The sequence below is a fragment of the Corynebacterium sp. KPL4072 genome (genome assembly GCF_037908395.1).
Classification (GTDB): Bacteria; Actinomycetota; Actinomycetes; order Mycobacteriales; family Mycobacteriaceae; genus Corynebacterium; species Corynebacterium kefirresidentii.
The window spans coordinates 12,155-25,377 of the sequence record NZ_JBBMGE010000008.1 but is presented as its reverse complement, the minus strand read 5'-3'; the positions used below and the strand labels follow the sequence as shown (position 1 = coordinate 25,377).

General features: G+C 58.1%; 12 protein-coding genes. 6 read left to right on the top strand and 6 right to left on the bottom strand.

What is annotated here, in order from left to right; all coding sequences use genetic code 11:
- Positions 1-488: 488 nt before the first annotated feature.
- From WMP97_RS09085 to WMP97_RS09075, 3 genes are all read right to left on the bottom strand, one after another.
- Positions 489-1,187, bottom strand: a complete 699-nt coding sequence (locus WMP97_RS09085; RefSeq protein WP_239206758.1) for a response regulator transcription factor — start codon at positions 1,185-1,187, stop codon at positions 489-491.
- Between the two features lie 215 nt (positions 1,188-1,402).
- Positions 1,403-2,533, bottom strand: a complete 1,131-nt coding sequence (locus tag WMP97_RS09080) for a sensor histidine kinase (protein ID WP_275434445.1) — start codon at positions 2,531-2,533, stop codon at positions 1,403-1,405.
- A 257-nt stretch (positions 2,534-2,790) separates the two neighbouring features.
- Complete coding sequence (locus tag WMP97_RS09075; protein WP_239206754.1) at positions 2,791-2,967, bottom strand: hypothetical protein; 177 nt, start codon at positions 2,965-2,967, stop codon at positions 2,791-2,793.
- Between the two features lie 451 nt (positions 2,968-3,418).
- On the opposite strand from WMP97_RS09075, the gene dnaK reads away from it, so the two are divergent.
- From dnaK to exaC, 5 genes are all read left to right on the top strand, one after another.
- Positions 3,419-5,269, top strand: coding sequence for a molecular chaperone DnaK (dnaK, locus tag WMP97_RS09070; protein WP_005325523.1), 1,851 nt, complete (start codon positions 3,419-3,421; stop codon positions 5,267-5,269).
- On the top strand, positions 5,269-5,976 hold the full coding sequence (grpE, locus tag WMP97_RS09065) for a nucleotide exchange factor GrpE (RefSeq protein ID WP_034655552.1): 708 nt from the start codon (positions 5,269-5,271) through the stop codon (positions 5,974-5,976). The genes dnaK and grpE overlap by 1 nt, the downstream gene beginning before the upstream one ends.
- 96 nt (positions 5,977-6,072) lie before the next feature.
- Complete coding sequence (gene dnaJ, locus WMP97_RS09060) at positions 6,073-7,278, top strand: molecular chaperone DnaJ (protein ID WP_023020005.1); 1,206 nt, start codon at positions 6,073-6,075, stop codon at positions 7,276-7,278.
- A gap of 20 nt (positions 7,279-7,298) precedes the next feature.
- On the top strand, positions 7,299-7,748 hold the full coding sequence (locus tag WMP97_RS09055; RefSeq protein WP_023020004.1) for a heat shock protein transcriptional repressor HspR: 450 nt from the start codon (positions 7,299-7,301) through the stop codon (positions 7,746-7,748).
- Positions 7,749-7,992: 244 nt separating this feature from the next.
- Positions 7,993-9,513 carry an acetaldehyde dehydrogenase ExaC gene (gene exaC / locus WMP97_RS09050; protein ID WP_200288584.1) on the top strand — a complete coding sequence of 507 codons (1,521 nt, stop codon included), beginning with the start codon at positions 7,993-7,995 and terminating at the stop codon, positions 9,511-9,513.
- A gap of 51 nt (positions 9,514-9,564) precedes the next feature.
- Here the strand turns inward: exaC and WMP97_RS09045 are convergent, their stop codons facing one another.
- Together WMP97_RS09045 and WMP97_RS09040 are read right to left on the bottom strand one after the other, a co-directional pair.
- Entirely contained in the window at positions 9,565-10,731 is a 1,167-nt protein-coding gene (locus WMP97_RS09045; protein WP_200288585.1) for an alpha/beta hydrolase, read from the bottom strand.
- Positions 10,728-10,991, bottom strand: coding sequence for a hypothetical protein (locus WMP97_RS09040; protein WP_340440344.1), 264 nt, complete (start codon positions 10,989-10,991; stop codon positions 10,728-10,730). The genes WMP97_RS09045 and WMP97_RS09040 overlap by 4 nt, the downstream gene beginning before the upstream one ends.
- A 91-nt stretch (positions 10,992-11,082) precedes the next feature.
- Between WMP97_RS09040 and WMP97_RS09035 the strand changes: the two genes are divergently transcribed.
- The gene (locus tag WMP97_RS09035; RefSeq protein WP_200288587.1) at positions 11,083-11,898 is read left to right on the top strand and encodes a carbon-nitrogen hydrolase family protein; all 816 of its coding nucleotides are present in this window, start codon (positions 11,083-11,085) and stop codon (positions 11,896-11,898) included.
- On the opposite strand, the gene WMP97_RS09030 is transcribed toward WMP97_RS09035, so the two are convergent.
- Positions 11,895-13,067 (bottom strand): FAD-binding oxidoreductase, encoded by a 1,173-nt coding sequence (locus WMP97_RS09030; RefSeq protein ID WP_200288588.1) that lies wholly within the window; start codon positions 13,065-13,067, stop codon positions 11,895-11,897. The genes WMP97_RS09035 and WMP97_RS09030 overlap by 4 nt on opposite strands.
- Between the last annotated feature and the right edge of the window lie 156 nt (positions 13,068-13,223).

The following is a 13,223-nucleotide window of genomic DNA, read 5'->3' as shown; positions in this document are numbered from 1 at the left end:
CTGGATGGTGAGCGGTGAGCTATGTGGTGCTGCAGGGTGCAGCTGGGTGAGGAGCGAACACGCGGGTGCGCGCGACGCAATGTGAGGGTCGCAGAGATTCGTGGTGAAATGCGATGTTCAGCGGGCCTTTATGCGGGCCGAATGCGGACGGGAGGCCTATCGCTGCTGCGACGAACGCGCGCCAGGTTGGTGTTCAACACTCACCTGCTTTCTATGACGTGACTATAGGGGCAGAGGAAGAAACGTGAGCGGTATAGCGCTCTGACGTGCGGCAACCCTGCAGGTTCAGGTTCTATTGTTGCCTAGGAAATACTATGAAGTTTGGTGTTGCCGTAATTATAGGGAAGCGACAAACGTGATGCTAGTCTCCTTTGGGAAATGACGGACGGGGGTAGAAAAACAAAAAATAAACCCCAGCATGTGGGGTTTAGAGGGGGTATTGACACATCCGGGGGTATTCCACCCCCGGATTGTCCAACAATCGGGGGCTAAGAACCGTAGCCGGCCTTGAGCGCCTTCACCGCCAGTTCGAGGCGGGACTTGGCATGGAATTCACTGAGCAGGGTAGATACATATTTCTTCACCGTGCCCGGTGCGTAGTGTGTGCTCTTGGCAATTTCTTCATTGGACTTGCCTTGGCAGACCAGGTCCAGAACCTGCTCTAAAGCAGGCGAGATATGGTGGTTGTCCTTAATTCTTGCGGTTGCGGCGGCCACATCAGCATCGCTTCCCTCAGTGTTCCAATCGGGAAGTTGCTCAAATAAGCGGGTGAGGGATTGCGGGGTGACAACCGTGCCGCCGCGTACAGCCTCGCGCACGGTATCCAAGATGTAGACCGGCTTGGAGCTTTTCAAAATATAGGCTGCAGCCTTATTGGACATGACCTCTTTGAGGGTCTCATCATTGTCCATCGCGGTCATCGCGACAAAGACCGGCGGGGCTTCCATCTTGTTGACCTCGCGCAAGAGGGTAGTGCCATCCATCTCGGGCATATGGATGTCCGCGACAATGACGTCAAAGTCTTGCTCTTGCAATATATCGAGGGCGACCTTGCCATTTTCTGCGGTGGCGCGCACCTCCATGTCCTCGGCCGAGGCGAAGTAACGCCCCAATGCTTCGAGGACAAGTGGGTCGTCATCGACGACCAAAAGGGAAGTTTTTACTTCGGGCACCACGGCGACGGGCAACCAAAGACCATATCGACCGGCGATTGATATTCAGTGGTGGGTGAAAGATCGCCCGGCGTTAGTCCTCCCAAAAGAGAAGAGGACAGCAAAAATGGAGCGAGAAAACTAGCAAGTGCGGCCTGCATATGCGGAATCCTTTAATAAAGTCTGCTTTAGTCAGAAACAAGCGATAGCTTAGTGTACGCCATCTAGGTTTGCTAGGCGACGTGTCGAAGCTAACCAGCCTTTTGGGTAGAGGGTGGAAGGAAAAGCGAAAGCTCCCATTGATTGTGCTCAAGCTTAGCATCGACACGAGCGTCAATTGTCGCCGCAATACGCGACATTGATGCCATGCCGATACCCGAAGACATGTCAGCGTTAGTGCTTGTGGGCTTAGATACTGGGTTAGTGATTGTTATGACGGTCCAACCGAGGTGAGGTCGCACCGAGATTACGATTTCAGCGCCTGCGGGTGAGTACTTCACGGCATTCAAGCAGGCTTCCGTGGTGATGGCAGCGATGGAGTCCAGTGTTTTCGGAGGAAAATGCGGGGCAAAATCCTCGGCGCTTACCTCCACAAGTGGCTTTCGATTGAGCCTTGAAAGGCGGGTTTCTTCCTGGGAAAGAAGCTGGGCAAAGCTATCAGGTTTGGTGGTGGAACCGAAGCTTATTCCGTCGGAAACGCCTTCGATATTGTTTCGGAGAACCTTAGTTAGTGCGCGCACTTCGGACATTGATGAGCGCATGGAATCGCTAAGCTCATCTAAGCGTTTAGCGAGTTTCGGGTCTTTGGAATATTCGAGGCTTAGGGCTTCTAGCTGCATCGTGTTAACAGTAAGGCTCGAGACCACGGAGTTATGGAGAGTTTCGGCGAGATCTGATTGTCGCCGTTGTACATCGGCGTTCCACTCGACCATGGCTGTTTTGTATCGCTGCGCAGAGTGCGCGAAAGTCGCGCCAATTACTGCACCGACTCCAATAAACATTGCCCAAGCAAAAGCGGCAGCAGGATTAACGCTGATCTTTGCGGTGCCGGGATCGATAAGGCCGACCGCCCAAAAGACAGCACCGACTGCAAAGGTTTGCCAATTTTTGCCGTGATAAGCGATGACGGCAATGAAAATTGGGGTTAAAAAAATATAGCAGAGGTAAGGAGTGCCCACAGCGAATGTCGAGCTCATCCATACGGCAACAAAGACTACTGACATCGTGATTGGGCGGCGGAAAGCTAAGGTGGTAACGACAGTTAGAACCAAGCCAAAGATGGCAGCAGATAACTGGTGCTCGGTGGGAGTAAAGAAAGCGCCGAGTAACGTCAACGTCACACAAATCACTGCAGTTAACGCGGCGGTTCGCTGCAGAGTCATGGCCGCGCGGATGCGCTGGTAGATGGGTGGCTGTGAAGATTTCGGCACGATGCGGTCCGCGCTTCCTGGTTGCTAAGGCTCAACGGGGTTTATCTCCCTAGTCTATGTACAGCGGTGCGGGTGCAGCGAACGTAGAGCAGCGATTGAAAACAGCGAAACCCCCGCACCTTCGTGCGCGGTTCCTTGTGGTGGGTTCCGTGCGGAGGTAGAAGGTGAGGGGGTTTAGCTGGTCTTCATGAAGGAGTGCAGAGTGCTAATTACTTAGCTTCTGCAGCAGCCTCTGCGTCATCCTTGGAGGACAGGCCCTCGAATACGGAGGACAGGCCCTCGGAGTCGGTGTTGGACTCGGAGGAAGCCTCGACGAGGCCCTTGATGCCCTTGACGAGTGCCTCGAAGTCGATGGCGGAGCTGAGGTCTACTAGGGAATCGAACATATACATTCCTTTCGGATAGGCGGAGTAAAACTACAATCTCTCTCTGGGGTAGCAGCTCTTAACTGCTGTGATTCCTAGTATGCGGCAGTGGGGGCGCGCCGCCAATCCTCTTTTGGATCCTTTCTGAGGTAACTTTTGGATCCTCTTAGAGATGTTTAAGGATCTCCGTTTGGGTATGAGGCTGTGTGGGGGAGGGGGTTAATGGGCAGGGGTGGGAAAGTGGGCGTCGGAAAGAGCGGCGGTGAGCTGGTAAAAGTGGGACATTTGAGAAAAAGTTGAGTCTTGGGGAATAACTTTTGTAGGCTGCTCGTTGTAGAGATTGAGTGACATAGGCTCAAGGTTGTGTGACTGGGTGTGAAAGTTCTGTTACAGTAGCGCTCGGACACAACGAGAAGTTGAGTCACTGACAATCAACTTTATTAATTACCCCAAGATAAAAGGAGAAGAAATCATGGGACGCGCAGTAGGTATTGACCTTGGTACGACGAACTCCGTCGTTTCCGTACTGGAAGGTGGCGAGTCCACCGTTATCGCTAACTCCGAGGGCTCTCGCACCACGCCTTCCGTCGTTGCCTTTGCAAAGAACGGCGAAATTCTGGTTGGCCAGTCCGCTAAGAACCAGGCGGTAACCAACGTTGACCGCACCATTCGCTCCGTCAAGCGCCACATCGGCACTGACTGGAAGATCAACATTGATGACAAGGACTACACCTCCCAGGAGATTTCTGCTCGCACGCTGATGAAGCTGAAGCGCGATGCAGAGGCTTACCTTGGCGAGGATGTTACTGACGCCGTTATCACCGTTCCTGCATACTTCGAGGACGCACAGCGCCAGGCCACCAAGGAAGCTGGCCAGATTGCAGGCCTGAACGTGCTCCGTATTGTCAACGAGCCAACCGCAGCCGCTTTGGCTTATGGCCTGGAAAAGGGCGAGCAGGAGCAGACCATCCTGGTATTTGACCTGGGTGGCGGCACCTTCGACGTCTCCTTGCTGGAAATCGGCGATGGCGTGGTTGAGGTTATGGCAACCGCCGGCGATAACGAGCTGGGTGGCGATGACTGGGATCAGCGCATCGTTGACTGGCTGGTAGACCGCTTCAAGACCTCCCAGGGCGTTGACCTGACCAAGGATAAGCGCGCCGTGCAGCGTCTGCGCGAGGCTGCAGAGAAGGCAAAGATTGAGCTGTCCTCCTCCCAGCAGGCCAATATCAACCTGCCGTACATCACGGTTGACTCCGATAAGAACCCACTGTTCTTGGACGAGACCCTGACCCGCACCGAGTTCCAGAAGATCACCCAGGATCTGCTGGATCGCACCAAGGCTCCGTTCAACCAGGTCATCAAGGATGCTGACCTTTCCGTCGGCGATATTGACCACGTTGTTCTCGTTGGTGGCTCCACCCGTATGCCGGCCGTATCGGACCTGGTCAAGGAACTCACCGGTAAGGATGCCAACAAGGGCGTTAACCCGGACGAGGTTGTTGCCGTAGGCGCTGCCCTGCAGGCAGGCGTTCTGCGCGGCGAGGTCAAGGACGTGCTGCTTCTTGACGTCACCCCGTTGTCCCTCGGCATTGAGACCAAGGGTGGCGTGATGACCAAGCTCATCGAGCGCAACACCACCATTCCGACCAAGAAGTCCGAGACCTTTACCACCGCAGAAGACAACCAGCCTTCCGTGCAGATTCAGGTCTTCCAGGGTGAGCGCGAGATGGCTACTGCCAATAAGCTCCTCGGCTCCTTCGAGCTCGGCGGCATTGCTCCGGCACCGCGCGGTGTTCCGCAGATTGAGGTCACCTTCGATATCGATGCCAACGGCATCGTCCACGTGACTGCAAAGGACAAGGGCACCGGCAAGGAAAACACCATCAAGATTCAGGATGGTTCCGGCCTGTCCCAGGAAGAAATCGACCGCATGGTCAAGGATGCTGAGCAGCACGCCGAAGAGGACAAGAAGCGCCGCGAGGAGCAGGAGCTGCGCAATAACGCAGAGTCCACCTCCTACCAGACCCGCAAGTTCTTGGACGACAATGCTGACAAGGTATCCGAGGATGTTAAGACCAAGGTTACCGAGGCTGCTGACGCCGTTGATGAGGCTCTGAAGGGCGATGACCTCGAGGCCATCAAGTCCGCAGTGGAGAAGCTGTCCACCGAATCCCAGGAGATGGGCAAGCAGATCTACGAAGCACAGGCTGCTGAGGCTGGTGCTGAGGGCGCGGCTGATGCTGGCGCTGCTCAGGGTGACCCGAACGTCGTCGACGCTGAGGTAGTTGACGAGGATGAGAATAAGGATGGCAATAAGTAATGACTCAGGACAGCGGAATGCCGCATAACCCAGGCGACCCGGAAAACACGGATCCGGAGGCTACCTCGGCTGACCGCGCTGAGGCTGCTGCCGAGCAGGCTGAGGAGGCCCAGGCCGCGCAGGAAGCGCAGGCTGATGCCACCGAAGAAGCCGAGCTGGATCCCACTCTCGATGCTGACCTTGAAGAAGCGCTGGCAGACGTCAACGCTGATGAGGTAGAGGCCGAGGCCGCGGGTGAAGAGCCCGCTGGCAACGGCGTCAGCGATGTGGAAGCACAGTTGGCAGAACGCACGGAAGACCTACAGCGTCTGAATGCGGAATACACCAACTACCGCCGCCGCACCGAGCGCGACCGCCAAGCCGTAATCGAGACCGCCAAGGCCAAGGTCATCGCAGATTTTCTGCCTGTCCTTGATGACCTGGAACTGGCCGATGAACACGGTGACTTGGAAGGCCCGCTCAAGGCTTTTGCGGATAAGCTCCACAGCACGCTGGAAAAGCACGAGCTTGCCGCCTTTGGCGAAGAAGGCGACGCCTTCGACCCGGAGGTTCACGAGGCCGTGCAGGACTTGTCTTCAGGCGATGAGCAGGTGCTGGGCACCGTGTTGCGCAAGGGCTACCGTGTGGGCGACAGGCTCGTCCGCAATGCCCTGGTCATCATCGCGGACCCCAGCGATGAGTCCAGCGGCTCGGAAGATTCCGAGTAAATAACATAAAGGGCGCCCTGGGAACTGACGATTGACCTTCCCGCGGCGCCCTTTTACTTAACTTTATCGATTCTCTTTGAAAGGAGGAGATGCCCAGTGAGCGCTAAACCCGAATGGGCAGACAAAGATTATTATGCGGATCTGGGGGTCTCCTCGTCCGCAGAACAGAATGAAATTAAGCGTGCCTACCGCAAGCTAGCACGCGAAAACCACCCCGATACCCACCCCGACGACCCCGCAGCAGCGGAAAGGTTCAAAAAGGTGGCGGAAGCCTACGACGTGCTTTCCGATGCCTCTGAGCGCAAGGAATACGACCAGTTCAAGGCCATGCTCCGTAACGGTGGGGGCTTTGGACGGATGGGAGGCGCCGGATTTCCCGGCGGGTTTCGATCCACGCGCATGGGTGGACAAGGTGCGCAAGAATTCGACCTCTCGGACCTCTTCGGAGGATCCGCTGGAGGAGCGGCTCAGGGCGGCGGTGTTGGGGATATCTTCGGTAGCGTTTTCAACCGCGGCGGTGGTGCTGGCCACTCAGCTAAACCGTCGCGGGGGGCCGACGTCGAAACGGAAATAACCCTCGAGTTCCGCGAGGCCGCCAAGGGAACCACCATCCCCCTAGCGCTGAGCGGAAATGCTCCGTGTACCACGTGCCACGGCTCGGGTTCTGCATCCGGCAAGACCTCTACCTGTGGCACCTGCAGTGGCACCGGTTTTACCTCTGAAAACCGCGGCGCCTTCGGCTTTTCCGCCCCCTGCAAGGATTGCGATGGCACCGGCCGCCGCATCACGGACCCGTGCAAGGACTGCCACGGTACCGGCACGGTTCATCGCACCCGCAATATCACCGTGCGCATCCCTGCCGGCGTCATTGACGGCCAAAAGGTTCGCCTTGCTGGTCAGGGCGAAGCCGGCCCGAACGGCACTCCAGCCGGTGACCTCTTCGTGGCGGTAACCGTCAAACCGGACAAGGTCTTCACTCGAGAAGGCGATGACCTGCACGTTACCGTCCCGGTCTCCTTCACGGAGCTGGCCTTGGGCGATACCATCGCAGTTCCTACCTTGGATAACCCGGTACGCGTGAAGATCCCCGCCGGCACGCCGGATGGGCGAACGCTGAGGGTGCGCGGAAGGGGCATCGCCAAGCGCGGGGGCAACTCCGGTGACCTTTTGGTTACCGTTCAGGTCACCGTGCCCACCAAGCTCGATGCCGCCGCCTCCAGTGCCCTGCGTACCTATGCTCAAGCGGAAAAGGACTCCGGTTTCAACCCGCGTGCGGGTTGGGCCGGCGCCGAGAAGGCTTAGGGTAGGAGGTGTGTTAAGGAATGAGCACTGGAAAGGCAGAAGATTCCGGCACCGCGGTATATGTGATTTCCGTGGCCGCGGAACTATCCGGAATGCACGCCCAGACCCTGCGAACCTATGACCGCATGGGCTTGGTTTCCCCGGCTCGCACCCGTGGCGGCGGCCGCCGCTACTCCGACCGCGATATCGAGCTGCTGCGCAAGATTCAAGCGCTATCCCAAGACGATGGCGTCAATCTTGCCGGAATCAAGTCCATCATCGAGCTGACCGAGGAACGCGATCGCCTTGAAGCCGAGCGCGACGCCCTAGCTGAAGAGGTTCGGACCCTGCGCGAACAGGCCGCCGGGCGCCGCCCGCAGCGCAGCGGCGAACTTGTCCATGTCCCTCGGTCTACCTCCGTGGTGATGTGGAGTCCGCGTACCGCGCGCGAGCGTAAACGCGCCCGCGGCCGTGGTAACGGTCAGGACTAATTCTTACTCTGCAGACGAGTACATCCCGCCCCGCAGCCAGCGTCGCCGCTGGCTGCGGGGTTTTCTTCTGCCTGCACAGTGACGGTGTGATGTTAAGGCTTGCAAAGGGGATAGCTGCAATCAGTGCGCGTTGCAAAGTTTGGGGTTAGTATATTCAACACAAAGGTGACCTATGGCACATAAACCATAACGAGTGTCATGTACCACCGATGATCCTCGTATTCTCCAGGAAAGGACACGCACCATGACCCTGTACGCAGCTCCGGGAACCGAAGGCTCCATCGTCGATTACCGCGAACGCTATGACAACTACATTGGCGGCCAGTGGGTAGCACCCGTCGACGGCGAATATATGGACAACATCAGTCCGGTCAACGGCGAGGTATTCTGTCAGGTAGCTCGCGGCAAAGAAGCCGATATCAACCTGGCTATCGACGCCGCGGAAAAAGCCTTCGAGACCTTCGGCAAAACCACTCCAGCCGAGCGCGCATTGCTCCTGCACCGCATAGCGGACCGCGTCGAGGAAAATCTGGAAAAGATCGCGGTCGCTGAAACCTGGGAGAACGGTAAGGCTGTGCGCGAAACCCTTGCCGCCGATATTCCGCTCGCCGTAGATCACTTCCGCTACTTTGCCGGCGCCATCCGCGCCCAAGAAGGCCGCCTATCCCAGCTCAACCAGGACACCGTGGCCTACCACTACCATGAGCCGCTCGGAGTAGTGGGCCAGATTATCCCGTGGAACTTCCCGCTGCTCATGGCCGCTTGGAAGATCGCGCCCGCACTGGCTGCAGGTAACTGCATTGTTATGAAGCCAGCGGAGCAAACCCCTGCCTCAATCCTGCTTCTCATGGATATTATCGGTGACCTCCTCCCTGCTGGCGTGCTCAATATCGTCAACGGACTAGGTGAGGAGGCAGGCGCGGCACTCTCTGGCTCGGACCGCATTGCCAAGATTGCCTTCACCGGCTCTACTCCAGTGGGCAAGATCATCAACAAAGCCGCCGCAGACAAGGTCATCCCCGTCACCCTGGAACTGGGTGGTAAATCCCCATCTATCTTCTTTAAAGACATCATGGATGAAGATGATTCCTACCTGGAAAAGTGCGTTGAAGGCTTCGTTATGTTCGCCCTCAACCAAGGTGAGGTCTGCACCTGTCCATCCCGCGCCCTGGTGCACGAGGACATTGCGGATAAATTCTTGGAGCTGGCCATTGAGCGCGTGAAGAAGATCAAGATTGGCCACCCACTTGATACGGAAACCATGATGGGCGCGCAGGCTTCCGAGGAGCAGATGGACAAGATTAAGCAATACCTGGAGATCGGCCCGCAGGAAGGCGCGGAGACCCTCATCGGTGGCCACGTGAACAAGGTAGAAGGCTTGGAAAAGGGCTACTACATTGAGCCCACCGTGTTTAAGGGCAATAATGACATGCGCATCTTCCAGGAGGAGATCTTCGGCCCAGTACTCTCTGTAGCCACGTTCAAAGATTATGACGAGGCGATTGCCATCGCTAACGCTACTAACTTTGGCCTCGGTGCAGGCGTATGGTCGCGTAGTCAAAACATTTGCTACCGCGCCGGCCGCGATATTCAGGCCGGCCGCGTATGGGTAAACCACTACCATGACTACCCGGCGCACAGCGCCTTCGGCGGCTACAAGGAATCCGGCCTTGGCCGTGAGAACCACTTGATGATGCTGGGCCACTATCAGGAGACTAAGAATATGTTGGTCTCCTACTCGGATCAGCCGGCCGGCCTGTTCTAAAACACCTCCCGCGGGTAAATCTGTGCAGGCGGTTCCACAATGTCGTGCGGCCTAGCGCGCCCGTGCCACTTGGCCTAGGCCGCGCAGGAACCGTGGGTCCTCCCAATAGGTGCCGTGGTCACCAGGGAGGCCATCTGCGCCGGGAAGGGGAGTGGCACCAAAGGCATCCGTGGTGGGATCGGGGCCATGGATGCCGCCGTGCGGCCCCGTCGCAATGGCGATGGGGTCGTGCGCGTTGGTAGCTGCCCAGATGCGGCCATGGAGTTCTGAGGAGTGGCTAGCGCCGGTTCCGGGGCTGCCGACGAGCACCACGTCATCAGCAATCTTGTCCTCCTTAGCGGCGTGCCCGGTGACTACTGAACCATAGGAATATCCCACTACGGTGCGCTTGGCCTGCGGATAACGCGCACCAAGCGCGCGCTGAAACCGGACGAGCTCTTGGCCAGCGGTGCGCGCGGGGCCGGCATGAATTGCCCGAGGCAGGGAAGATGGCGCCTGGTAGCCTAACCACACCACGGTCGGCCCACCGCTGGCTTTAGCCAAGTTGCGGCCCCGGTCCACCGCGCGCTGCCAGGTTTCTGGATCGGAGGAGTGAACTCCTTCGACAAATGTGGTGAGCGATGCCGGCGTGGTCCGGAATTCGCCTGGATCCACCATGGCAACAAGCCGTCCGTCGCTTGCTTCTAATACCTTCATATCTGGGTTTTTCGTGGCCAGCTGAGCCACGTGCTCGTTGGCTTGGGCTAGGTTAATCTCGTGAATGGTGTCCACAGGTAGATCGGAAAATTCTTCAAACCGCACGGGAGGAGAAACACCAGCAGGCGTACACAGGGCATCAATTTCTTGGGAACAGAGCCAATCGAGGGAATCGCCCAATGCTCGTACCTGATTTAATAGGAGCCCAGCGGCGCGGGCCGCCGCGACATTGCGCTCGTCTATCTGGCCTAGGAATGCGATGATGCGGTCTTCTAGTTCCTCACGGCGGGCCTGCAGGTTGGCGTGGCGGTCAAGGGTGGCGGCAACGTGCTCCATCTGGTGCAACGACGGTGCCAGCCAGTCGGTATAGGCTGCCAAGCTGGTGCGAGCGGCGTCGCCAGCAGGCCCTCCCAGCGATAGAGTAAGCCAATCATGGTGCGAATCTATAAAACGAAAGTGCAGTTCAGAGCGCTCTGTGCGCAGGTGGCTGGCGCCATTTCTTAGGGCCGTAGAAAGGGTCATCGAGCGGCTCCTAGGGATTGGCCTAGCCGGGAATCCACCCCGGCGGCGGTGCTGAGGAAGTTCGCGACGGAGCGCAATTGCTCGGCCGTGGCATTCTCAGTTGCGGCCACGGTGCTGGACCAAGCTGACCGGGCTCGCTCCAGTGCGTCTGCGGTTCGGCAGGCGGTATCGAGCGCGGCCGTCGGCGGTGGCAGCGGAGGCCGAGAGAGCAGGGAACGGACATACTCGGGTAAGTGCGTGGGAATTTCTACATAGCTCATGCCCCTTAGCCTGATGGACGTCGCAGTTCAGCGCTATGGGCGCAGAGGCAGCCTGTGGATAACTCGGTTCCGCTTCATTACTTTGGGAGGCATGAAGGTAGCAGCAGTGCAGTTAACATCCACCGGAAATATCACCGAAAACCAGGAGATAGCCCTAGCAAAGATCCGTGAAGCCGCTGGAAACGGGGCGCGACTTATCGTGCTGCCAGAGGCCACGTCACAGAATTTCCGCTCCGGGCGTCTTGATGAGCAGGCGCAATCACTCGAAGGTCCGTTTGCCACGGCGATCCAAGCTCTGGCAGAAGAACTCGAGGTTACCGTCGTAGCCGGCATGTTTTGCCCAGCCGATACCGTTGAGCGCGATGGCAAGACCATCAATCGGGTTAGCAATACAGCGCTTATTGCAGGGCCTGGCGTGTTAGGTGGGTACGACAAGATTCATACCTATGACGCCTTCGATTACCGCGAATCGGATACTGTCTTGGCCGGCGAATCGCTGGTTGCCTTTGATGTTGATGACCTTGTAGTGGGCGTGGCCACCTGCTATGACATTCGCTTCCCGGAGCAGTTCAAGGAGCTAGCTAGCCAGGGCGCGCAGCTTATCGTGGTGCCTACCAGCTGGGCAGACGGCCCCGGCAAGCTGGAGCAGTGGCGCCTGCTTACGGCCGCGCGTGCCTTGGATTCCACCAGCTACATTGTGGCGGCCGGCCAATCGCGCCCAGGCGGTGACGCAAAAGCGGGCAATCCCTCCGGCCCGACGGGCATTGGACATTCCACCATCGTTGATCCGAACGGGGTGCGCGTGGCCGAGGCTGGCTACGAAGATGACATCCTCTATGCCGAGATCGATCCGAATGAGGTAGCGAAAACCCGCCGCACCTTGCCGGTCGTGACCCCTGCGGACTAGGCGAGTGCTGCGTAATCCTCCGGCTGCCAGCGCCCGTCGCGGCCCCAGCTAAGGACATCGATCTGCTGCTTGTTCAAGCCCTTCTTAACCAACTCTTGTTTACCTTCCGCAACCTCTTCGGCGGGGCCGACGAGCAGGAAGCGCGGGGGAGTGCCTGTGGATAACTCCACCTCGTTGACTACTACATCGGTCGGCTCTCCGGAGACCACATAATCGGCACCGGGGGCCAATTCGCGGGCGTTGAGCAACCACGGGTCCCTTTCTTCCCGCACGATGCGGCGCACTCGGACTCCTAGCGCTGCCAGATTTTGCTGGAAGTAGGTGTCATAGTGGGCACCGGGGCTGCCCGCTACGGCAAAGATGCGCGGTACGTGATTGTGGTCGCCGTCGTCCAGCGCGGCGAGCGCCGCGCAGCGGGCCGTGGCCCATCCGGTGCCGTAGGCAATGATGATTAGCTCTTCTGCGCCCGCGTTGTGGAGGCTTATTCCACCAGCGGGCTGGCCAAGGGTCCACCAATCACCGGGCTGCGCGTGCGCGAGGGACCGAGAGGCCTCACCCGCGGTGGAGACGTGGAAGACTAACTGGCCGGTTCCGTCGCTAGGCTGTGCGGGAGTAAGCATGCGCCATTGACCGGGCAAGTACTGCGTGGTCACGGGAAAGTGCTGTCCCGGTTGATAGGGCACGGCTAAGCCGGCTTCCACGCGAATAATAGAAGTATCACGGGTGGGATGGTCCACAGCCACCACTTGCGCCGAGTGCGCCGGTGCTTCGCCGGCGGCATCAGATTCTCCGGCAACCTGGGCCATCGTCGTGCATATGCGGTGGATGACATCGCGGGCGAAATCGTACTGATACTGCGTCAGTGCCAGGACTCGCAGGCCCGCTATCAGGGCGTGTTCAAAACGAGAATAAATCTCGGCCGGAAACCCATGCCGGCGGTGATCGCGGGCGAGTTGGGTGAGCTTTGCAGAGACTTCGGAAAGCAGGGGCTGTCCCGGCTCCGTACGTTCAATCACCCACGCCAGCGCGGGGACCAGAGAGGTATGGGTATCGCGCATAGACAGGGCGAATATTTGCCGGGATTCGGGCACCGCGTTAAAGAAATGCTCGTGCACCGCATCGCGGTACTCGTTTGCGTAATTTCGAAAATGCTCGCCCAATTCCCACATGTCTCATCATCCTAATAGTCGGTGCCGCACCGGAGGTCGAGCTACATACTGAAAGCTGTAGTGGGGGTGAAAACGGGAGCCTATGTTGTGGATCACTTAGTGGAAGGTATTGTATTCCCTATCCGTCTGCCCTCTAACGGGGGCAAGCCGCCATAA